The organism is Pseudoalteromonas sp. NZS71 (assembly GCF_015864715.1).
Classification (GTDB): Bacteria; Pseudomonadota; Gammaproteobacteria; order Enterobacterales; family Alteromonadaceae; genus Pseudoalteromonas; species Pseudoalteromonas arctica.
The window spans coordinates 117218-138432 of the sequence record NZ_JADYWS010000004.1; the positions used below are offsets into that span (position 1 = coordinate 117218).

Genomic DNA, 21215 nt, shown 5'->3' on the forward strand with positions numbered 1-21215 from the left:
CATGTAGTTTGCATTAAAGCCAACTAGAATAATGTGACGCAGTGAATAGCACAGTATAACAGTTTAAATCAATTTTGACTAGCTGTTAGTGGCTTTTAACGCTGTCATTAACAAATGACACTCAAGTCTTTCGTCGCTACTAAGGCCTTGAGTCTTGTCCTTTATTAATAGGGTCTCGAGTCGATAATTTAAACACTGATCTTCAATAAACTTGAAAGTATTTTTAAAAACCGTCTCTAAACGCTCTTCATTTATGTCGTGTTGCCACGTTGCAAGCTTGATTAAGGGCTCGTAATCTTCAGTTCCTCTAAAAAATTCGAGTAGTTGCGCTGTGGTAATGCTTTCTTTTTCTAAAGCTTGCTCTTGTAAGCGTAATAATAGCCCTATACCAGCAATATTCATTTGTGCGAGTTCAGGCAAATATGGCACATTTTTAGCCAAATTAGGATGTTGAATTAAAATACCAATCGCTTGACGCATTGGTGTTATTTTAAACTTACGTTCAATCGAATGCTGTTGCTTTGGCGTTTTTAAACGGTTATTTAATTGCTCACGTGTTCTTCCGATTAAACGCCCTAACTGTTCAAGAATGTTTTCTTGATAAAATTCACTTGGGATTTTTTCAATGAGTGGAAGTGCTGCACTGAGTAATTTAGCTTTTCCTGAGTCGAGTGTTAAATCAACTTCTTGGCTTAATTTATTAAACAATACTTTGGTAAAGTCATCTGCTTGGCTTAGGCGCAATTCGAATTGCTCCTTACCTTCTTTTTGTACAAGAGAGTCAGGGTCTTCGCCATCGGGTAAAAAAGTAAATTGCAGTGCTTTACCGTCATTTAAATAAGGAAGTGCGTTTTCAAGCGCCCTCCAAGCTGCATCACGGCCAGCTCTGTCGCCATCGTAACAACAGATTACTTTATCTGTTGTTCTAAACAGCGTATGCATGTGCTCGCTTGTTGTTGCGGTACCTAGCGATGCAACGGCATATTCAATCCCTTGCTCGGCTAGGGCAACAACATCCATGTAACCTTCAACAACCATTACATGCTCAAGCTTTTTATGGGCTTGCTTTGCTTCATAAAGTCCGTAAAGCTCAAAGCCTTTATGAAAAATTCGGGTCTCTGGCGAGTTTAAATATTTTGGCCCTTGGTCGGCTTGCATTACACGCCCACCAAATGCAATAACGCGTCCGCGTTTATCGCGAATAGGAAACATTAATCGGTCGCGGAAAAAATCAAATTGTCTGCCTGGTGTTTTTTCTGAAGCTAGCTTTAATTCAACTAATTGCTCTTTTTGTTCTTTATTGCGGCCAAGCTGAAGACATAATCCATCCCATTCGCTGGGAGCGTAGCCAATCATAAACTTTTTAACTGTTTCACCACTTAAACCACGGCCTTTTACATATTCAATAACGGCGGCAGAATTACTGTGGTGTTTTAATTGGTGCTGATAAAAGCGCGCAGTATGAAGCATTAAATCGTAATCAGAGCGCTTTTGCGCAGCAGTACGTTCTGGTGCTGAGTTTGTGCCTTGTTCTCGAGGTACTTCTAAGTTAAGCATGCTTGCTATTTCTTCAATAGCATCTACAAACTCAAGCTTTTCATACTCCATTACAAACGAAATAGCATTACCATTAGCGCCACAACCAAAGCAATGATAAAACTGTTTGTCTTGCGATACCGTAAATGAGGGCGATTTTTCGTTATGGAATGGGCAACAAGCTTGATAATCCTTACCTGCTTTTTTTAGACCTACTTTTGAGTCTATCAGGTCGACAATATCGGTTCTGGCAAGTAAATCGTCTATAAAGTTACGTGGGATCTTTCCAGCCATTAGTAAAATACAGTCCTGAAATAATAAGAAGAATAACGAATATGAAATTTACTTTTTTATACTTGCTTGATGCAAAGTATAGCGTGCTTTAACTTACCAAAATGATAGCAAAATAAATAGGGAAGCTATAAAAAATTTCATTTTAAAGTAACCTAGTAGGTGTACTTTTTATTAAAGTTAAAAACAAAGAAACCGAGCGCAAGGCTCGGTTCACTTCAATCATACTTTAATGTATGTGGGAGTATTAGGCAGTTAATCGTTGCTTAATTAAACCAGAGATTTTGCCCATATCGGCACGACCTTCGGCTTTGCTTTTGATTATACCCATTACTTTACCCATGTCTTGCATACCTGCTGCGTTAGTATCAGCAATAGCCGCATCAATGAGAGCAATGATTTCTTCTTCACTCAATTTTTGAGGTAAGAAAGTTTCAAGTGCTACTATTTCATTGGCTTCAATATCAGCTAAATCATCACGCCCAGCATCTTTGTACTGAGTGTAAGAGTCACGACGTTGTTTAACAAGCTTCACTATAACGGAGGTAATACCTGCGTCGTCTAGTTCTATGCGCTCGTCAATTTCACGTTGCTTGATTGCAGCAAGTACCATACGAATAGGGTTAAGACGTAATTTGTCTTTAGCTCTCATCGCATCTTTTTGCGCATCTTTTAGCGTTATTAAAAGGCTCATTTATACAAGACCTAATATATTAGTATAATTTAACGCGACGTGCGTTATCACGAGAAAGTTTTTTCATGTGACGTTTTACTGCAGCAGCTTTTTTACGCTTACGCTCAGCTGTTGGTTTTTCATAGTGCTCGCGACGACGAACTTCTGAAAGGATTCCTGCTTTTTCACATGAACGCTTGAAGCGACGAAGTGCTACGTCAAACGGTTCGTTCTCTCTTACTTTAATTACTGGCATTAAAAATTCACCTACCTAAATTATGAGCGTTGCTCAAGTTGATCAAACATTGATCAAGTGGTTCAAAAATGGTGCGGTATTGTAATCCGAAGCAACACCACATGTAAAGGACAATATTAACAGAAACGCATCATGTAAAACAGTATTAATTTGCTTGGCGCTGGTAGAGTTTGCAAAACACTTGGCCTGCCTTTTTTTCTTTAATTAACAACCAGTTGCTCGGGTTCTTGAAGGTGGTTAACTCTGTTTCTACTTCAACATAAATTAATGCATCATCGCTTAACCATTGGTTTTTTTCTAATAAATCGCAGGTTGTTTGCGCTAAATCTTTACGAAATGGTGGGTCAACAAATACAAGATTAAACGCTTCGTTTGTGTTTTTTTGCTCTAAAAAGGAGAGTGAATTAGTATGTTTAACGTATGCGTTGTCGAGCTTTAAAGTGCTAATGTTTTGTTCTAATTGCTTGGCAGCTGACGAGTCGAGCTCGATAAATGTGGCGTTTTTTGCAAATCGAGATAGCGCTTCAAATCCTAACCCACCAGAACCTGCAAAACAATCAAGTACATTTGTGTCACGCGTATCTTGCATTAGCCAATTAAATACAGTTTCTTTAATTCGATCGGTAGTAGGTCTTAAGCCTTCTACATTTTTAACAGGGAGTTTTCGGCCTCGAAATTGGCCACTAATCACTCTAATAAAGCCATCACTGGGCTTGTTAGTAGCTTTATTTTGCGTTGTTTTTTTTCTCATTTAGCTCACTAAAAAATGGTATATGGTATCTAGCTCAGATAATATTATGGGTGATTACGTGTAGCTTCATTTTTCAACCGTATTAAAAGTGTTACTATTGAACACTTACGTTTTGAATGGTTGTATTTATTAGCAACTATTGCTGGGCATTGCCAAGCTATTTCAAATTTTAGTTTATCAGATTTTTATAAGTGGTTATTAGCAAGTATGACAAAAAAAAGTAAATTCATGTCGTGGCTCGGTTTTGGCAAGTCAGATAAAAAAGAAGCAGAGCAAAAAGCAGCCGCTGATAAACAACAAGCATTAGCGCAAGAAGAAGCGCAGAAGCTAGAGCAAGAAAAGCTTGCGCAGCAGGCTGAAACTGAACGTTTAAAAGCAGAGGCCGAAACAGAGCGCTTAGAGCAGGAGCGTATTGCTGCTGAACAAATTGAAGCTAAACGTTTAGAGCAAGAAAAGCTAGCACAGGAGCAAGCTGAAGCTGAACGTCTAAAAGCAGAAGCCGAAACAGAGCGCTTAGAGCAGGAGCGTATTGCTGCTGAAAAAATTGAAGCTAAACGTTTAGAGCAAGAAAAGCTAGCACAGGAGCAAGCTGAAGCTGAACGTTTAAAAGCAGAGGCTGAAACAGAGCGCTTAGAGCAGGAGCGTATTGCTTCTGAACAAATTGAAGCAAAACGTTTAGAGCAAGAGCGTGCTGAAAACGCAGAAAAGATTGCAATTGAGCAGGCCAATGCTGAATTACTTGCAAAACAACAAGCTGATGCAGAAGCGCAAAGACAAGAACATGCACAACGTTTAGCCGATCAAGAAACGCAGATGCTGTTAGAGCAAGAGCGATTGGCTGCAGAAAAGGTAGAGGCTGAGCGACTAGAGCAAATACGCCTTGAAAAAAAGGATGAAGCTGTAAAGGCTGAAAAGCTTGCAATAGAGCAAGCGAATGCTGAGTTATTAGCAAAAGAACAAGCAGATGCTGAAGCACAAAGACAAGAGCAAGCAAAACGTTTAGCAGAACAAGAAGCGCAAATGCGTTTAGAGCAAGAACGTATTGCTGCTGACAAAGTTGAAAATGAACGTTTAGAACAAGAACGTATTGCGGCTGAAAAAGCAGAAAACGAGCGTTTAGAGCAAGAGCGCATTGCGGCTGAAAAAGCAGAAAACGAGCGTTTAGAACAAGAGCGCATTGCAGCTGAAAAAGCAGAAAATGAACGTTTAGAGCAAGAACGCATTGCTTTAGAAAAAGCAGAAAATGAGCGTTTAGAGCAAGAGCGCATTGCTTTAGAAAAAGCAGAAAAAGAACGCTTAGAGCAAGAACGCATTGCTGCTGAAAAAGCAGAAAATGAGCTTTTAGAACAAGAACGTATCACAGCAGAACTTGCAATTGAAGAAGCTAAAAAAGCAGAAAAGCCGAAAAAAGAAGGGTTTTTCTCTCGCCTTAAAAAGGGCTTGTTAAAAACTCGCGTTAATATAGGTTCTGGCTTTGCATCTATTTTTAGTGGTAAAAAAATAGATGACGAATTATTTGAAGATCTTGAAACACAGCTGCTTACCGCCGATTTAGGCGTTGATACCACCATGAAGTTGATTGATAGCTTAACTGATGCTGCAAACCGTAAGCAGTTAAAAGATGGTGATGCGCTTTATGAGTTAATGAAACAAGAAATGGCGGCGATGCTAAAAACGGCTGAACAGCCTTTAGTAATTACCAAAGATAAAAAGCCATTTGTTATTTTAATGGTGGGCGTAAATGGCGTTGGTAAAACAACGACTATTGGTAAGATGGCTAAGCAATTTCAAAGCGAAGGTAAGTCGGTTATGCTGGCTGCTGGCGATACGTTTAGAGCGGCTGCTGTTGAGCAACTTCAGGTTTGGGGTGAACGTAACAGCATTCCTGTTATTGCACAGCATACGGGTGCAGATAGTGCATCGGTTGTTTTTGATGCATTCCAAGCTGCAAAAGCACGTAATATAGATGTGTTAATTGCAGATACAGCGGGTCGCTTGCAAAATAAAGATAACTTAATGCAGGAGCTTGAAAAAATAGCTCGTGTTATGAAAAAAATTGATCCTGATGCGCCGCACGAAGTGATGCTAACCATTGATGCTGGCACAGGTCAAAATGCAATTAGCCAAGTGAACTTATTTAATCAATGCGTTGGTTTAACTGGTATTACGCTTTCAAAACTTGATGGAACTGCAAAGGGTGGTGTTATTTTTGCGGTTGCAGATAAGTTTAATATTCCAATTCGTTACATTGGTGTTGGTGAAGGTATTGATGATTTACGCGCTTTTAAAAGCGATGACTTTATTGATGCGTTATTTAGCCAAGATGAGGACGACGTTTAATTTACCAAAAGAGGGAGCTTGCTCCCTTTTTAATTGCGAGGAATACCAATTTTATTAGTAAACTAATTGAATTGGCATAATAAAAAGATGATAAATTTTCAGCAAGTAAGTAAGACTTATCCTGGAGGGCACCGCGCCCTCGAAAAAGTTAATTTTCATGTTAAACCGGGTGAACTTGCCTTTTTAACCGGCCACAGTGGTGCGGGTAAAAGTACGTTGCTTAAGTTAATTAGCTTAATGGAACGCCCATCGGCAGGCAGTGTATTTATCAACGGTGTTGATTTAAATAAAGTAAACTCGCGTCAAATTCCTTATGCTCGCCGTGATATAGGTATTATTTTTCAAAACCACCGTTTACTAGAGCGCTATACCATTTTTGATAACGTGGCACTGCCTCTTATTATTGAGGGTACTCACCATAAGCAAATAGCTAAACGTGTTCATGGTGCGCTTGATAAAGTAGGCCTGATAGACAAAATAAAATGTCATCCGTCTATGCTCTCTGGAGGCGAGCAGCAACGTGTTGGTATTGCCAGAGCAATTGTAAACTCTCCGCCAATTTTGTTAGCCGATGAGCCTACAGGTAACCTAGACCCTGAGCTTTCAATGGAAATCCTAAAGCTGTTTGAGGACTTTAATAAACACGGCACCACTGTTCTTATAGCGACGCATGACTTAGGTTTGGTTGCACGTATGAAGTACCGCAGTCTAACCTTAAAAGATGGCCGCATGCTTCAAGATCCGCTCGCTGAGGGAGCACTATGAGTTTACTTTTTAAAAGTCGTCAAAATAGTAACGACAAGCAAAAAAAATCAGTATTAGCTGGCGGTTATTTTTTCATTATTAATATTTTTCGCCAAGGTGTTCATAGCTTAGGTGAAATGTGGCGTACGCCGCTTGCATCTATGATGACTATTGCTGTACTTGGTTTGAGCCTAACGTTACCTGCAACACTTTATCTTGTTGTTAAAAACGTCCAGCAAGTCAGTAGTGGTTTTGAAGAAGCGAGTGAAATATCGTTGTTTGTAAAAGAAAGTATGAACGAGCAAGAAACGCAAACATTAGTAAAGCGTTTAGCACTTTATCCAGAAGTGGAAAGCGTTGAATTTATATCAAAGCAAAAAGCACTAACAGAATTTAAAGACGTATCTGGCTTTGGGCAAGCTTTAGAGTACTTAGATAAAAACCCATTACCTGATGTGGTACTTGTTACTCCTACAAAACGTCACAGACACCCAAATGCGGCTAAAGTACTGCTAACTAAATTAGAAAATGAACGTGAAGTTGATTTTGGTAAGCTCGATATAGCGTGGCTAGAGCGTTTAAATGCATTACTAGATTTACTGAAAGAAAGTGTAATAACCATCGCATTATTACTGCTTACCTCAGTGACGCTTATTATTGGTAACACCATCCGTTTGTCGATCATGGATAAAAAAGAAGAAATACAAGTAATGAAGCTAGTCGGCGCAACTAACACCTTTATACATGCCCCATTTTTGTGGACCGGTATTTGGTATGGTGTAATAGGTGGTTTATTTGCCTTTATATGCGTAGGACTAATGATGTGGTGGCTTTCAAGCGCTGTGAGCAGTGTAGCGGGGGTGTATCAAACAAGCTTCTCGTTAATTGGATTATCGCTTAATGAGCTCGGCTTTTTAGTGTTGCTTGCAACAAGCTTAGGATTTGTGGGCTCGTACCTTTCTGTAAATCGATATATTAAAGAAATAGAACCCGATAAAGTATAAAAAATCCTGCAAACTATAAGTGAACCAACCCAGCTTGATATGCGTATCGTATCGGACTGGGTTGTACCTCCTGTTATTAAAACTGTCATATTTATGTACTATCCTCCCATGAAGTAATGAGTTGTAAATAAGGTGATGCAGCGAGGTTAACCTGCTGCAGCCCCTCAATTCATCACTTATTCAGTCGCTTGTAGTAGACTAAACACATACTAAAAACTGCTTGATTTATACTTTAAAAAAGTTTTAAATTGGGGTTAGCACTCTTAAAGAAAGAGTGCTAAGATAGTTTCAAATGTTTATCACCGAGGTGAAAAATGAGTAAAGATTTATACGCAATGGCACTTACAGTCGGACAACAAAGCGCAAGCATGGACGGTTACCTTCAAGCGGTAAGCACTATTCCTATGCTTAAAGTTGAACAAGAGCAAGAACTTGCTAAAAAGCTTCAGGAAGAAGGTGATCTTAGTGCTGCCAAGCAACTCATTATGTCGCATTTACGCTTTGTAGCACATATTGCTAAAGGCTACTCGGGATACGGCTTACCACAAGCTGACCTTATTCAAGAAGGTAATATAGGCCTGATGAAAGCGGTTAAACGTTTTGACCCTACAGTGGGTGTACGTTTAGTATCGTTTGCAGTGCATTGGATTAAAGCCGAAATTCATGAGTTTGTGCTTAAAAATTGGCGCATAGTTAAAGTTGCAACCACTAAAGCGCAACGTAAATTGTTTTTTAATCTTCGTAAAAACAAAAAGCGTTTAGGTTGGTTTAATCAAGCTGAGGTTAGTACCGTTGCTAGCGAGCTAGGTGTGAGTGAAAAAGAAGTACGTGAAATGGAATCGCGCATGAGCGGCCAAGACATGGGCTTTGACCTAACGGGCGACGATAACGACGACGCACCGACAAGCACGTACTCTCCAGTACAATATTTAACAGATGGCGCAGCTGATTTAGCTGACGACGTTGAACAAGAGCAGTGGAAAGAGCAAGCGCATACTCGTTTATTTAGCGCACTTAAAACACTAGACGAACGTTCACAAGATATTGTTAGCGCACGTTGGTTGTCGGATGATAAAGCGACTCTTCAAGAGCTTGCACAAAAGTACAGTGTATCTGCTGAACGTGTTCGCCAGCTTGAAAAAACAGCGATGAAAAAGTTACAAAGTGCTATGAGCTAATATTGCTTAAGCAGCAAATTTAAAAAGCCCTGTATGAAAATACGGGGCTTTTTGCTTTCGCGTAAGTTGGTTTGAGCGAAGCGAAACCCAACGATAAAATATCCTATCAAGTAATACCGATGCGCTGCATATTGAATGGTTAGTTTATCATTTGGATATAGCATTATTTAAAGCTTATATCATCTAGCACTAATCCCTTTACCCTCAGCCTGCGCCAACTGAATGTATTTACGCTCAACCAGCTGCGAAACCGGCACGAGTTCAAAGCCTTGATCTATTAACTGGGGTAACGCTTCACGCAAGAAATCAATTGTTTCTGGATAGGGGTGAGCAATTGCAATGGCAAAGCTATGGGTAGTGGCTAGTTGTTTTAATTCTTCAAGTCTTAGCTGGAGTTGTTCTGGTGTAGTTATATTGTCTAAGAACACTTGGCGACTAATATTGGCAACACCTAAAAAGTTAGCAGCATTTTGTGCTTGGCTTAAATCGGTTGTGCGGCTATCTAAAAAATATAAATGGCGCTTTTTAAGTACTTCCATTGTCCACTTCATAGCTTGGCTTTGCTGCGTAAGCGCTGAGCCCATGTGGTTATTAACGCCTTTAACTTGCGGTAAACTAGCGAGAGCTGTTCCGAGAGTTTGCTGAAGCTGCTCTTTATTCATATTTAAAGTAAGCGCGCCAGGTCCGAGTTCTTTACCGTTAAGTGCCTGCATAGGTACATGAAGTAATAACTCTTTGTTTGATTGACTAGCAAGCGTTGCAAAAATTTGCGAATAAGGGGTATGGGGCAAAATTGAATACGACAATTGCCCTGGTAAGGAAAGGAATTCTAAGTCCCGTTGATGATAGCCTATATCGTCTATCACTATTGCTATTTGTTTGGCGCTAATTGTTGCTGAGCTAAAACAAATAGCTAATATTAGCCATTTTATTATTTTCACGTTTATAGTTTTTATTATCTTTTTAGCTTTGTTTAACAGCTTATACAAGTTACTGCATGCTGAGTAATTGTTTTGCTTTAACTAACTGTAAGTCGGCTAAGTTACCAGTAAGTAATTGCGCGTTACTGTTAGTGTGTTCATTTTTTATTATAACGGCTTTATTACTTTGTGAAAGGTTTGTTTGATTAACCGCCACATCTGGGGTTATTCCTATTCCATCAATCGATTTACCTAGCGGCGTAAAGTATTTAGCTGTGGTGAGCTTTAATGCAGTGTTGCCGTCACCTAGAGGAATGAGCGATTGTACAGAACCCTTCCCAAAAGATTGACTGCCAACAACGGTTGCTCGTTTATTATCTTTTAGCGCTGCTGCAAGTATTTCGGCTGCAGAGGCTGAGTTTTCGTTTATAAGCACAACAATGGGGGCATTTTTTAGAATGTCTCCACGCTTTGCATAAAATGCTTGGTTGGCATCGTAAAAACGTCCTTTAGTCGTCACTATAGTACCACTTTGTAAAAATAGGTCTGATACCGCTACTGCGCTTTGTAATGTACCCCCTGGGTTATCACGTAAATCAATTACTAAGCCTTTAAGTGGGTAACCAAAGTGGCTTTGCAGGGCAGCAACTTGCAGAGCAACCTCATGTAATGTGTGGTTAGAGAAGTTATTGATAGCTATATAACCAGTACCAAAATCTAGAAGTTCGCTTGTTACGCTTTCGAGGTTTATTTGGCGGCGTGCTACATGAAACGTGAGTGGGTTTTTATTGTTATCACGACTTATAATTAGGTCTATATTTGAAAATTTACTGTCTCTTATTAGTGTTGCTACTTCATCGATTGTAAGGTTTTGGGCTGCTTGGTTGTTTACACTTACAATAATATCGCCTGGCAAAATACCCGCTGCTTTTGCGGGGGAGTTATTAACCACATTAACAATAGTCATATTCTCGTCGATATTTTTAACCTCAATACCGATACCGGTGTAACGTCCATTTGTGTTATCAAATAATGAGGTTAGTTCGTGCTCATTTAAGTACTTAGAGTAAGAGTCGAGCTTTGAATATAAACGCTCAAACTGTTGGCTATTATATTTAATGTGGTGGCTATTTTGTAAGGTGAGATCTTCAACATAGTAGGCATGAATGTTAAAGAGTATTTCGTCTATTTGTTGTCTTTTAAGATCTTTAATCGAGCTTGCTAGTGCGTTACTAGAAAAAGCGATTAAGGTTAGTAATACAAGCAAATACAGACTTATATAAAAGCCTGTATTTTTTTGATCAATGGTAATTACTACAGTTTTTTTAGTTGTCATCAGCTGCTCCAGAGCGGTGCAGCGATTTATTTAATTAAATGCGTTTGCACCATTTTACAGGATTTACTGCGCGTCCTTTGTGGCGTATTTCAAAGTATAGACCAGAACTAGCTTGTCCGCCGCTTTGGCCAACTAAAGCAAGGATTTCGCCTTCGCGTACCATGTCGCCTACATCTCTTAGCAGTGTTTGGGCATGACCATATAGGCTCATAAAACCTTCACCATGGTCTACAACAATTACCCAACCATAGCCCTTTAGCCAATCGGCAAATACAACTTGGCCGTTATGTACACTATTAATATTAGTGCCTTCTTTTGCACCAATTAATACGCCTTTCCAATCAATACCACCATGTTTACGTTGGCCGAATGTGTGCTCTAACTTGCCTTTGCTCGGCCAGTCTAATTTGCCTTTGTTTTTATTTAGGCCCAGTAATTCAATTTTCTGTGTTTTTTCTTTTTCGAGCTCTTCAATTGTTGCTACCAAAGTTTGTTGGTTTTCTTTTAAATAGTTTATTGAACTTTTGGTGCTGTTGAGCTGAGCTTGTAAATTTTTAAGATTAGCTTGGCGTTCACTTTGTGCATTAAGCAATGCAGTTTGACGTCTTTTTTGCTCATCAAATAAAAGCGCTAGTTTTTCTTGTGTTTTAACAAGCTCTTTTTGGTTTTGTACTATTTGCTTTTGAAGGTCTTTTAGATCTTCAATTTGTTCAATACGGGCTTTATTTAAGTAGTTGTAATAACTAAGTGTGCGCTCAAATTTTGCAGTGTCTTCTTGATTTAACAGCATTTTAGAGTAGTCGTCGCCACCGGCCATATAGGCGCTTTTAAGTTGCGCGGCTAAAATTTTCTGAAATTGAGTGTGCTTTTTATCGAGCTCATCGGCTTTATTTTGTAGCTCTTTTTGCTGTGTTTTAGTTTCTTTTACTGATTGCTCTGCCATGTTAAGTGCTTTAGCATTTTTAGCTATATCGAGTTCATGGCTTTTTAGGTTTTTTTGTAGCGACGCTATTTTTTTTCTTTGGGTGTTATACTCAGCTTGGCTTTGCTCAAGTGCATTTTGAACTTCTGATAAGTCTTTTTTAGTACGATCCTCATTAGCAACTGCAGATGCAGTCACTAATGAAGTTAGTATTAAACCGCACTTAATTAACCGGTTAATACGTCTATTCATGTGTCATTTCAACATCATGATAGGCGTACCAGTCATTTCGCTTGGTTGCTCCATGCCCATTAAGTGAAGCATTGTAGGGGCTACATCGCTTAATGCCTTACCTTGCATAGGCTCTGCATCGCGACCAACATAAATAAAATGTACAGGTTCACTAGTGTGAGCAGTATGCGCTTGGCCTGTTTTAAGATCAGCCATTTGCTCAGCATTACCATGATCGGCTGTTATTAGTGCTTCACCACCAAACTCTTCAAGTGCATCAACAACACGGCCGATACAGCTATCTACAGCTTCACAAGCTTTAACAGCAGCTTCAAATACACCTGAGTGACCAACCATATCGCCGTTAGGGTAGTTACAAATAATAGCATCGTATTTACCGCTTTTAATTGCTGCTACTAGCTTGTCGGTTAGCATTTCTGAGTTCATTTCAGGTTGTAAGTCATAGGTTGCAACTTGCGGCGAAGGAATTAGCTCGCGTGTTTCGCCTTTAAATTCACTTTCGCGCCCGCCACTAAAGAAAAACGTAACGTGTGCGTACTTTTCGGTTTCTGAAATGCGAAGCTGTGTTTTGTTATTTTTTTCAAACCACTCACCAAGTACGTTTACTAACGGTGTTGAACCAAAGGCAATAGGTGCATCTATATCGGCTGCATACTCTGTCATCATTACAAATGCACTAAGCTCTGGCGTTCTTTTTCTTGCGAATCCATCAAAATCAGGCTCAACAAAAGCGCGAGTAATTTCGCGGGCTCTATCTGCTCTAAAGTTGGCAAAAATTAGAGTGTCGCCATCGTTTATTGAAGCAGGAGCGGCGCCTGTTGGTGTAATGGTTGTAGCGGCCACAAATTCGTCGTTTTCGTCGCGTTCGTACGCTGCATTAAGTGCCTCTACGCCGTTATCAAAATTAAAGTCACCTTCAGCTAATGCAATTACGTTGTACGCTTTTTCTACGCGGTTCCAACGGTTGTCTCTGTCCATTGCGTAGTAGCGGCCAATAAGTGACGCCAAACGACCGCATTTAAGTTCGCTAAATAACGCTTCAATACGTTCGATTGACGCTTTAGCACTACGTGGAGGTGTATCGCGGCCATCTAAAAAGCCATGAAAGTAAACTTCTTTAGCGCCACGTTTTGCAGCAAGTTTTATGCTAGCAACTATGTGGTCTTCATGGCTATGCACACCACCTGGGCTTAAAAGACCCATTATGTGAACTGCTTTTCCTGCACTTACCGCTTTATCTATGTTTTCAACTAAGGCTGGGGTTGAATCAAATTCGCCATCGTTAATTGCTTTAGTGATACGGGTAAAATCTTGATAAACAATGCGACCAGCCCCCAAGTTCACATGGCCAACTTCTGAGTTACCCATTTGACCATCAGGAAGACCAACATCTAAACCCGAAGCTGATATTAATGTGTGTGGCCGTGTGGCCCATAAATTGTCTAATACCGGTGTGTTAGCTGCAAGAATAGCATTACTTTGCGTATCTTCGCGGTATCCCCAACCGTCTAAAATCATTAATACCAGTGGTTTTTTATGCTCTGTCATAATAGCTCCTGAAAATTAGTATCTGTTGATGGATACTGTGCACCTAAAAGGTTTATTAGCGTGGTTTTAGCATACCGTGTTTTTAAGCTAGGATCAGCATTGAAAACAAGATATTAAATTTTTTCACTTATACCTCATTGACTAACCTGAACTCTGCTTGAGATAGATTTATTATCAAGAGTTCTTGTTAACTATATATGGGGGGCTTTATCGTTTTTTAAACGTCTCTAAGTGCTCCTAAACTCGCATTTTAGGTTGGTTTGGGTATACTTGCGTGGCTAAAGTACAAAATCCTTAAAATATTAGGGCGTGTTGCACTTTGGTGGTTGAATTTGCAGCAGTATGTTTGGTTTTTAGGCAAGGCAGAGCCTATGAAGTGTGGTTACTCCCCATAAATAGGCGATAACGTAGCATAAATACCAAACATACGCTGCCCGTTGGGTTCTTTCTAGGGACTATTACCTCTTTGTTGCTCGGTTTTTACTTAGCCCACTAGGTTACAAATCTCGCGCCGCGATTTAATCGCCCCTAGATTGAACAAATTTCAATCCACAAAGGCCAACACGCCCTAGGTTTAAAACATAATTTCATAGTGGAAGTAGAATGGATCAATATATTGAATTTATTACAAATCATCCCATTTTAAGCCTTGCTTGGGTTGGTATTGTTTTCCTTATTGTTAGTGGCTGGATAAAGAGTAAGCTTTCAGCTGTTCGTCAAATAAATCCTCAGCAGCTTACGTTACTTATTAACCGTGATGACGGTCAAGTAATCGATATACGTGCGCAAAAAGAGTTTAATGCAGGGCGTATTTCTGGTGCTGAGCACTTAAGCCCAGAGAATGCGAAAAAATCTGACTTTTCAAGCCTTGAAAAGTACAAGACTAAACCCATTATAGTTGTATGTACTACAGGTATGACTGCCCAAGGTACTGCAGCCGCTATGAGTAAAGCTGGTTTTGAACGAGTTTACTTATTAGCAGGTGGCATGGGTGCGTGGCAATCTGCCAGCTTACCAACTACAACAGGTCGCTAATCAGTTTAGCTAGGCCGATAGAGGATTTATTATGAGTAATGTTGTTTTATACACCAAGGCGTATTGTCCATTTTGTCAGCGTGCTCTTTCGCTTTTAAACAGCAAAGGCGTTGAATACACAAATTATGATATTGGTGTACAGCCTGAGCTACGCGATGAAATGATTGCCAAAGCAGGTGGTGCAAGCACAGTACCGCAAATTTTTATTAATGATGAACATATCGGTGGCTGCGACGACATGATGGCTATTGAAGCGCAAGGTAAACTTGACGCTAAGCTAAACGCTTAATTTAATTATAATAACGAACAAGTTAGGAATAACAATGAACGAAGAAAATCAAAACGTAGCAGCTGCACAAGACGGCGCACAATTTACTATTCAACGTATTTACACTAAAGACGTATCGTTTGAAACGCCAAACTCTCCGGCCATTTTTCAAAAAGAATGGACGCCAGAAGTTAAGCTAGACCTAGATACACGCTCTAATAAACTAGACGAAGGTGTATTTGAAGTTGTTTTAGCGCTAACTGTAACCGCTTCTCTTGGTGAAGAAACTGCGTTCTTATGTGAAATTCAACAAGCAGGTATTTTTACTATTGCTGAAGTTGAAGAAGTGCAACTTGCGCACATGCTAGGTGCATTTTGTCCTAACGTGTTGTTCCCATATGCACGTGAAGCTGTTTCAAACCTTGTTAACCGTGGTACTTTCCCACAGCTTAACCTTGCGCCAGTTAATTTTGATGCGTTATTTTCACAATACATGCAACAACGTACTGCGCAAGCTGACCAGGCTTCAGCAGACGCATAACTTATGAGTACAGCAACTACAGCTGTTACTGTATTAGGGGCGGGGTCTTACGGCACCGCCCTTGCTATTTGTTTAGCCCGAAATGGTCACCACGTGACACTTTGGGGAAGAAATAGCGACGACGTTGCCACGCTTGCAGCTGAGCGGAAAAATCAACGTTACTTACCTGATGCTCCTTTTCCAGATACTCTTACTCTTGAAGCTAACTTACAACATGCCGTTGCTAGCAGCGCTATTGTACTTGTTGTTGTGCCAAGTCATGCTTTTGGCGACACACTTGCCCAGATAAAACCTGCATTGCAAGACGGTGCCAAAGTAGCGTGGGCAACTAAAGGGCTTGAGCCTAATACTGGACGTTTGTTACAAGAAGTGGCTTTGCAAGAATTGGGTGATGATATTCCACTTGCGGTACTGTCGGGTCCTACGTTTGCAAAAGAAATGGCGATGGGTTCACCTACAGCTATTTCAGTGTCTTCTACGTCACCTGAATTTGCTCAGCAGCTTGCTGATTTACTTCATTGTGGTCGCTCATTCCGTGTGTATAACAATGATGATTTTATTGGTATACAACTCGGTGGTGCGGTTAAGAATGTAATTGCCATTGGTGCCGGTATTTCGGACGGTGTTGGTTTTGGCGCTAATGCGCGTACCGCACTTATCACCCGAGGCCTTGCAGAGCTTACTCGTTTAGGTTGCGCTCTTGGTGCTAAGCCAGAAACCTTCATGGGGATGGCAGGCCTTGGCGATTTAATACTAACGTGTACAGATAACCAATCACGTAATCGTCGATTTGGTTTAGCGTTAGGTAAAGGCGAAAGCGTTGATGCTGCTATTGAATCAATTGGTCAAGTAGTTGAAGGCTTTAGAAATACCAAAGAAGTGTATTTATTAGCGCAGCGTAGCGGTGTAGAAATGCCGATTACCGAGCAAATTTATAAAGTGCTTTATGAAAATAAAGATATGAAAGAAGCTGCAATGGCGCTATTAGGCCGAGAGCAACGTTCTGAATAATTTTATAAGGGTTTATAAAACTAAAAAACCGACATTATGTCGGTTTTTTGTTGTTTAGCTCAAAGCTATTTACTGCGCGTTAGGAAAACCCAACTGGCGCCACGACTCGTAAACAAACACGGCTACTGCGTTTGATAGGTTCATGCTGCGGCTATTGGCTTGCATAGGAATACGTACACGCTGCTCTTTTGGCAGTGCTTGGATCATATCGTCAGGCAGGCCGCGAGTTTCTGGGCCAAATACCAAGCAGTCACCCGCTTCGTAACTTGCTTCATGGTGAAACTGACTACCTTTGGTTGTACATGCATATATTTTTTTTGGTTTACATTTTTCAAGGTAATCTTCAAATGAGGCATGGCGTTGAACATGACTAAATTCATGATAATCAAGTCCTGCACGTTTCACGCGCTTATCGTCCCACTCAAAACCTAGCGGCTCAATTAAATGTAATGCATAGCCGGTATTGGCACATAGGCGAATAATATTACCAGTGTTAGGCGGTATTTCAGGTTGGTATAAAACAATATCCAGCATAATGAGCCTTATAAAATAATCTGTAGTTTGACGACGGGCAGTATACACGAAACCTTTTAAAAAAATGATATACTCACACTATTGAGTACTCCTAATTATCGGATTAAAACGTGCATAACCGTAGCTACGAATTTTGGGTTAAAACTTCAAGCATTGTTACCATGGTAATGGTTAGTTTAATGATTGGCGCAAAAACATGGGCATGGCTGGCTTCTGGCTCTGCCTCAATGCTTGGCTCGTTAACTGATTCGTTAATGGATATTACTGCCACCGCCATGAGTTTTTTAGTGTTAGGTTACGCACTGCGCCCAGCAGATGATGACCATAGATTTGGACACGGAAAAGCTGAAGCACTTGCTGGACTTGGGCAAGCCGCGTTTATTGCAGGCTCAGGTTGCCTACTTGCTTTTCATGGTATTGAGCGATTATTTAACCCTATACAGTTAAGCCATTCTTTATTAGGTGTGTGGGTAAGTATTTTTGCTATTGCGTGCACGCTCGTCATTGTATTTGTACAAAACAAGGTGGTTAAATACACCGATTCAATTGCTATAAAAGCCGACTCAGTACATTACAAAGGTGATTTAATATTAAATGCCGCTGTGCTATTAGCTATTTTGTTAGCTTATTATGGTGTGTTGTATGCCGATCCTGTTTTTGCGATAGGTGTAGCGGGTTACTTACTTTATAACAGCTGGGATATTGCTCGCGATAGTGCCGATCATTTAATGGATAAAGAACTGCCAGATGATGAAAAGCAAAGCATATTTGATATAGCCAGAGCCCATGCTGATGTACATGGTGTGCATGATATTCGCACGCGCCAAGGCGGAAAAGTTAAGTTTATCCAAATGCACTTAGAGCTTGATGATCATTTAAGTTTGATTCGCGCACATAACGTAGCTGATGAAGTAGAGGCAATGCTTAAAGAACGCTTTGAGTCTGAGGTAGATATACTGATCCACCTCGACCCTTTGTCGGTACTTATTAAGCCGTCACCGACTCACAAAACTGATACAAGCTTTTAAGCAATGGCTGGCGTATTTCATCACGTTCAAAAAACAGCTCGTGTTTAGCGCCTTCAAAGCTTTTAAGTACCGTGTTTACGTGCCTGTTTGCTAATTTATATTGGGCATTGTTATCAACCACTTCGTCGTTTTGCGCACTGGCAATATAAAGTGGAATAGTCACGCTTAAGTTATCCACAGAAGTTATAAATGCAAACGTCGCATTTAGCCAGCCGTAAGTAACACCGCCGAGCTGTAGTAATGGCTCTTCTTGATATGTTTGCCTAAATAGCTCGTAACGCACTGGGCTGCTGGTTAATACATTTGTAGCAAACTCATCGGGTATGTAATCGGTTTGCCCTAGTGCGTAATTGTCTTTTTGACCCAAAAGGGTTGCAGTACTTGCTATTAATTTAGCTAAAGGCTTTGGTGTGTTTTTTGTATAAATATCAAGCATAGGCGCTGATAAAAACGCGCCACTAAAGTTGTGTTCAAAATGCGCAAGATAGTCAAATGCTATGGCGCCGCCCATTGAATGACTCACTAACACCTTTTTACCTTGCCAATGAGTATCCACTATTTGTGTATTAAATAAGTTTAGGTCTGCGCTGTAATCTTTAAATTGATTAACATGGCCTTTGTGCTTATTTAGTAGGTGGCGATAAGAGCGGCCTTGTCCTTGGTGATCGGCTATGAATATGGCAAAATTATTGTTATACAGCTCCCATAACAACTCTTTATATTTATCTAACCCTTCAAGGCGCCCAGAGCTTATTACAATGGCATTTTTGGCTTTATCTGGTATGGCATAAGCATAAAATAATTGCCCGTTAGGTGTATCTAAATAAGCTTTAATTAGCGTGTTTTTATAAAAGTTATTAATTGTTATTTGATTACTCTTAAGCTCACGCTCACTACTATAAAACATGCTTTACTCTTTTATTAATGGCAAGGTTATATTAGCACACAAGCCACCTAGTTCTTTATTTGATAATACTAAACTGCCGCCATGCGCAGTAATAGCATTTTTAGCAATCGCAAGACCTAAACCCGTGCCACCACTTACGCGATCGCGCGCATCTGATTGCCTAAAAAAGGGCTCGCAAAGCTTGCTCAGTTGATCATCTGGCACACCAGAGCCATCGTCACATATTTCTATATAAATGGCATCAGCATGCTTTAGAGTAATGCTAATTGTATTATTTGCGTATTTAATAGCGTTGCGTAATAGGTTTTCAAGCGCACTGGCAATAAGGCCTTCGTCGCAATTAATGTTTACATCTACAGCGCCCACTATATTTAGCTGCTTATTATTTTGTTTTGCTTCAAACTGCGCATCGTTAATAACGTGATCTACAATTATTTGTAATGATTGTTTTTGCAGTGAAAGCGCTTGGCTTTTTGCTTCTAAGCGAGAAACTTGCAGCACGTCGGCAATCATTTTATCGAGTTGGTTAGCTTCTTTTTCTATGCGTAATAAATACGATTGGCTAGCGTCGTTAGCTTGCATTTGTGCAAGCCCGGTAGCCATTTTTAAACGTGTAAGAGGCGATCGTAACTCATGTGATATGTCGGCTAATAAGCGTTTTTGTGAGCTGATTAAAAGCTCTAACTGATTAGCCATGCTGTTAAAATCTCGCCCTAGTATTCCTAGCTCATCTTTTCGGTTTACAGAAATGTCGGCTCTTGCGCTTAGGTTACCCGCTGATAGTTTAATTGCCGCTTTTTTAAGGCTATTTATAGGGGCTATTAAGTTCCGGCTAAATACAAAGCTTAAAATAAGAGAGGCAACAATTGCGATGACTATTTTCATCCAATTAGGCATAAGCTTAAAGCGCATTATTAGCGGTGGTTGATGATTAATATCTATTTCATAAAGATAAAAACTCCCTTCAGGCACGTTTATATTAACAGGGCCGAAGGCTTGATATTTTTCAGTGAAAATAATTTGCGGTGACATATTTTGAGTGAAATTTAATAAACTTAAATCGATGCTCTCTGGCACCTCTTTACTACTAAGAGAGTCCTCGCTTTGAGCTGCGCTTAAGTATAAAAGTTTACGCTTTGATAGGCGAGGGTGTACTAATACTTCACTTAGGCTGCGCTTATGTTTAATGGCAGTACGCTCAATACTTTTGGCGGTATATATTAGGTTTTTTTTCATTGGGCCATAAAGTGGCTCGTTAGATACCGCATTAATAGCGGTTATATTACTTAAAAATATAAGCGCTGCTACGGTGCCGATTATAGTTAACCAAAACCAAATAAATACTTTAAAAAACAGGTAGTGCCCAGGATGTTTTAACCAAGCAAAGTAAGTGCTTTTATTCGCCTTGGATAAAGACATAACCCGTACCTCGCATTGTTTTAATTCGCTCACCTGAAATATGCTCAGCTATTTTTTTACGGATATTACTTACATGCATATCGATAGAGCGATCAAAAGAAGCTAAACGCCTGCCTAGTACTTCTTCGCTAATTTGCTCTTTACTAACCACTTCGCCTGCATTTTTACACAATAGCGTGAGTATTTCGTACTCTGTACCAGTAAGAGTCAGTGTAGAGCCGTCGATTGAGGCCTCTCGCGCAGCAAGGTTAACAGTAATACCATTAACGAGTAACTTACTCGTTGTAGCTGCATTTAAGCTATTAATGTGCTCTATACGGCGTGTTATCGCTTTTACGCGGGCTAGTAATTCACGATGATTAAAAGGCTTTGGAATGTAATCATCAGCGCCTAGCTCTAGGCCAAAAATACGGTCAAAGTCTTCACCTTTTGCAGTAAGCATTATGACCGGTGTGAGTTTTGTTTGCCTAAGTTGTTTAAGCACTTCAAAACCATCAAGCGTTGGTAGCATTACATCTAGCAATATAAGGGCGTAGTCATTTGCTTGTGCTAGTTTAAGGCCTTGCTCACCGTCGTGTACGCTTTGTATTTCAAACCCTTGGGCAGTTAAATACTCACTTAATAGCTCGCAAAGGCCAGTGTCGTCATCAATCATTAATAGTTTCATTTACAAACCCTTAGAGTTGTTTATAGCGTTATTTTACCCGCTAAATAGTGCAAA

Annotated in this window: 21 protein-coding genes; 9 read left to right on the forward strand and 12 right to left on the reverse strand. The window is 40.1% G+C overall.

The annotated features are described in order from the left end of the window. Window positions 1-78 precede the first annotated feature (78 nt). The 4 genes from dnaG to rsmD form a co-directional block, all read right to left on the reverse strand. Window positions 79-1830: a DNA primase gene (gene dnaG / locus I6E85_RS03870; protein ID WP_007586534.1), complete on the reverse strand. Its 1752-nt coding sequence runs from the start codon at window positions 1828-1830 to the stop codon at window positions 79-81. Window positions 1831-2074: 244 nt separating this feature from the next. Next, a complete protein-coding gene (locus tag I6E85_RS03875) occupies window positions 2075-2521 on the reverse strand; it encodes a GatB/YqeY domain-containing protein (RefSeq protein ID WP_024590610.1) in 447 nt (148 codons plus the stop codon). A gap of 19 nt (window positions 2522-2540) precedes the next feature. Continuing rightward, complete coding sequence (rpsU, locus tag I6E85_RS03880; RefSeq protein ID WP_002957797.1) at window positions 2541-2756, reverse strand: 30S ribosomal protein S21; 216 nt, start codon at window positions 2754-2756, stop codon at window positions 2541-2543. 145 nt (window positions 2757-2901) lie between these two features. Next, entirely contained in the window at window positions 2902-3507 is a 606-nt protein-coding gene (gene rsmD, locus I6E85_RS03885; protein ID WP_007586536.1) for a 16S rRNA (guanine(966)-N(2))-methyltransferase RsmD, read from the reverse strand. Between the two features lie 207 nt (window positions 3508-3714). On the opposite strand from rsmD, the gene ftsY reads away from it, so the two are divergent. The 4 genes from ftsY (at window position 3715) to rpoH (ending at window position 8773) form a co-directional block, all read left to right on the forward strand. Beyond that, on the forward strand, window positions 3715-5847 hold the full coding sequence (ftsY, locus tag I6E85_RS03890; protein ID WP_081709159.1) for a signal recognition particle-docking protein FtsY: 2133 nt from the start codon (window positions 3715-3717) through the stop codon (window positions 5845-5847). An 87-nt stretch (window positions 5848-5934) separates the two neighbouring features. Further along, window positions 5935-6612: a cell division ATP-binding protein FtsE gene (gene ftsE, locus I6E85_RS03895; RefSeq protein WP_007582842.1), complete on the forward strand. Its 678-nt coding sequence runs from the start codon at window positions 5935-5937 to the stop codon at window positions 6610-6612. Then, window positions 6609-7595: a permease-like cell division protein FtsX gene (gene ftsX / locus I6E85_RS03900; RefSeq protein WP_024590612.1), complete on the forward strand. Its 987-nt coding sequence runs from the start codon at window positions 6609-6611 to the stop codon at window positions 7593-7595. Before ftsE ends, ftsX begins: the two co-directional genes overlap by 4 nt. Before the next feature lie 314 nt (window positions 7596-7909). Further along, the gene (rpoH, locus tag I6E85_RS03905; RefSeq protein ID WP_007582838.1) at window positions 7910-8773 is read left to right on the forward strand and encodes an RNA polymerase sigma factor RpoH; all 864 of its coding nucleotides are present in this window, start codon (window positions 7910-7912) and stop codon (window positions 8771-8773) included. A 179-nt stretch (window positions 8774-8952) separates the two neighbouring features. Here the strand turns inward: rpoH and I6E85_RS03910 are convergent, their stop codons facing one another. Genes I6E85_RS03910 through gpmM form a run of 4 tightly spaced genes read right to left on the reverse strand, consistent with a single transcriptional unit; the run spans window position 8953 to window position 13751 of the window. Beyond that, on the reverse strand, window positions 8953-9714 hold the full coding sequence (locus I6E85_RS03910; protein ID WP_024590613.1) for a divergent polysaccharide deacetylase family protein: 762 nt from the start codon (window positions 9712-9714) through the stop codon (window positions 8953-8955). Window positions 9715-9763: 49 nt separating this feature from the next. Beyond that, a complete protein-coding gene (locus tag I6E85_RS03915; RefSeq protein WP_024590614.1) occupies window positions 9764-11029 on the reverse strand; it encodes a S41 family peptidase in 1266 nt (421 codons plus the stop codon). Between the two features lie 34 nt (window positions 11030-11063). Further along, window positions 11064-12203, reverse strand: coding sequence for a murein hydrolase activator EnvC (locus I6E85_RS03920; protein WP_024590615.1), 1140 nt, complete (start codon window positions 12201-12203; stop codon window positions 11064-11066). A gap of 3 nt (window positions 12204-12206) precedes the next feature. After that, window positions 12207-13751: a 2,3-bisphosphoglycerate-independent phosphoglycerate mutase gene (gene gpmM / locus I6E85_RS03925; RefSeq protein WP_007582830.1), complete on the reverse strand. Its 1545-nt coding sequence runs from the start codon at window positions 13749-13751 to the stop codon at window positions 12207-12209. Window positions 13752-14354: 603 nt separating this feature from the next. Between gpmM and I6E85_RS03930 the strand changes: the two genes are divergently transcribed. Genes I6E85_RS03930 through gpsA form a run of 4 tightly spaced genes read left to right on the forward strand, consistent with a single transcriptional unit; the run spans window position 14355 to window position 16606 of the window. Beyond that, window positions 14355-14786, forward strand: a complete 432-nt coding sequence (locus tag I6E85_RS03930; RefSeq protein ID WP_002957784.1) for a rhodanese-like domain-containing protein — start codon at window positions 14355-14357, stop codon at window positions 14784-14786. A 31-nt stretch (window positions 14787-14817) separates the two neighbouring features. Continuing rightward, window positions 14818-15075, forward strand: coding sequence for a glutaredoxin 3 (gene grxC / locus I6E85_RS03935; protein WP_002957783.1), 258 nt, complete (start codon window positions 14818-14820; stop codon window positions 15073-15075). 34 nt (window positions 15076-15109) lie between these two features. Continuing rightward, window positions 15110-15595: a protein-export chaperone SecB gene (gene secB / locus I6E85_RS03940; RefSeq protein WP_024590616.1), complete on the forward strand. Its 486-nt coding sequence runs from the start codon at window positions 15110-15112 to the stop codon at window positions 15593-15595. Between the two features lie 3 nt (window positions 15596-15598). Next, window positions 15599-16606, forward strand: a complete 1008-nt coding sequence (gpsA, locus tag I6E85_RS03945) for an NAD(P)H-dependent glycerol-3-phosphate dehydrogenase (RefSeq protein ID WP_007582822.1) — start codon at window positions 15599-15601, stop codon at window positions 16604-16606. A gap of 69 nt (window positions 16607-16675) precedes the next feature. On the opposite strand, the gene trmL is transcribed toward gpsA, so the two are convergent. Further along, window positions 16676-17140 carry a tRNA (uridine(34)/cytosine(34)/5-carboxymethylaminomethyluridine(34)-2'-O)-methyltransferase TrmL gene (trmL, locus tag I6E85_RS03950; protein ID WP_007582820.1) on the reverse strand — a complete coding sequence of 155 codons (465 nt, stop codon included), beginning with the start codon at window positions 17138-17140 and terminating at the stop codon, window positions 16676-16678. Between the two features lie 161 nt (window positions 17141-17301). On the opposite strand from trmL, the gene I6E85_RS03955 reads away from it, so the two are divergent. Continuing rightward, window positions 17302-18168: a cation diffusion facilitator family transporter gene (locus I6E85_RS03955; protein ID WP_081709160.1), complete on the forward strand. Its 867-nt coding sequence runs from the start codon at window positions 17302-17304 to the stop codon at window positions 18166-18168. On the opposite strand, the gene I6E85_RS03960 is transcribed toward I6E85_RS03955, so the two are convergent. The 3 genes from I6E85_RS03960 to I6E85_RS03970 are packed head-to-tail and all read right to left on the reverse strand — an operon-like array spanning window position 18128 to window position 21161. After that, window positions 18128-19075: an alpha/beta fold hydrolase gene (locus I6E85_RS03960; protein ID WP_007586153.1), complete on the reverse strand. Its 948-nt coding sequence runs from the start codon at window positions 19073-19075 to the stop codon at window positions 18128-18130. The genes I6E85_RS03955 and I6E85_RS03960 overlap by 41 nt on opposite strands. Window positions 19076-19078: 3 nt before the next feature. Further along, window positions 19079-20494: an ATP-binding protein gene (locus I6E85_RS03965; protein WP_024590618.1), complete on the reverse strand. Its 1416-nt coding sequence runs from the start codon at window positions 20492-20494 to the stop codon at window positions 19079-19081. Next, window positions 20472-21161, reverse strand: coding sequence for a response regulator (locus I6E85_RS03970; protein WP_101163286.1), 690 nt, complete (start codon window positions 21159-21161; stop codon window positions 20472-20474). The genes I6E85_RS03965 and I6E85_RS03970 overlap by 23 nt, the downstream gene beginning before the upstream one ends. Window positions 21162-21215 lie beyond the last annotated feature (54 nt).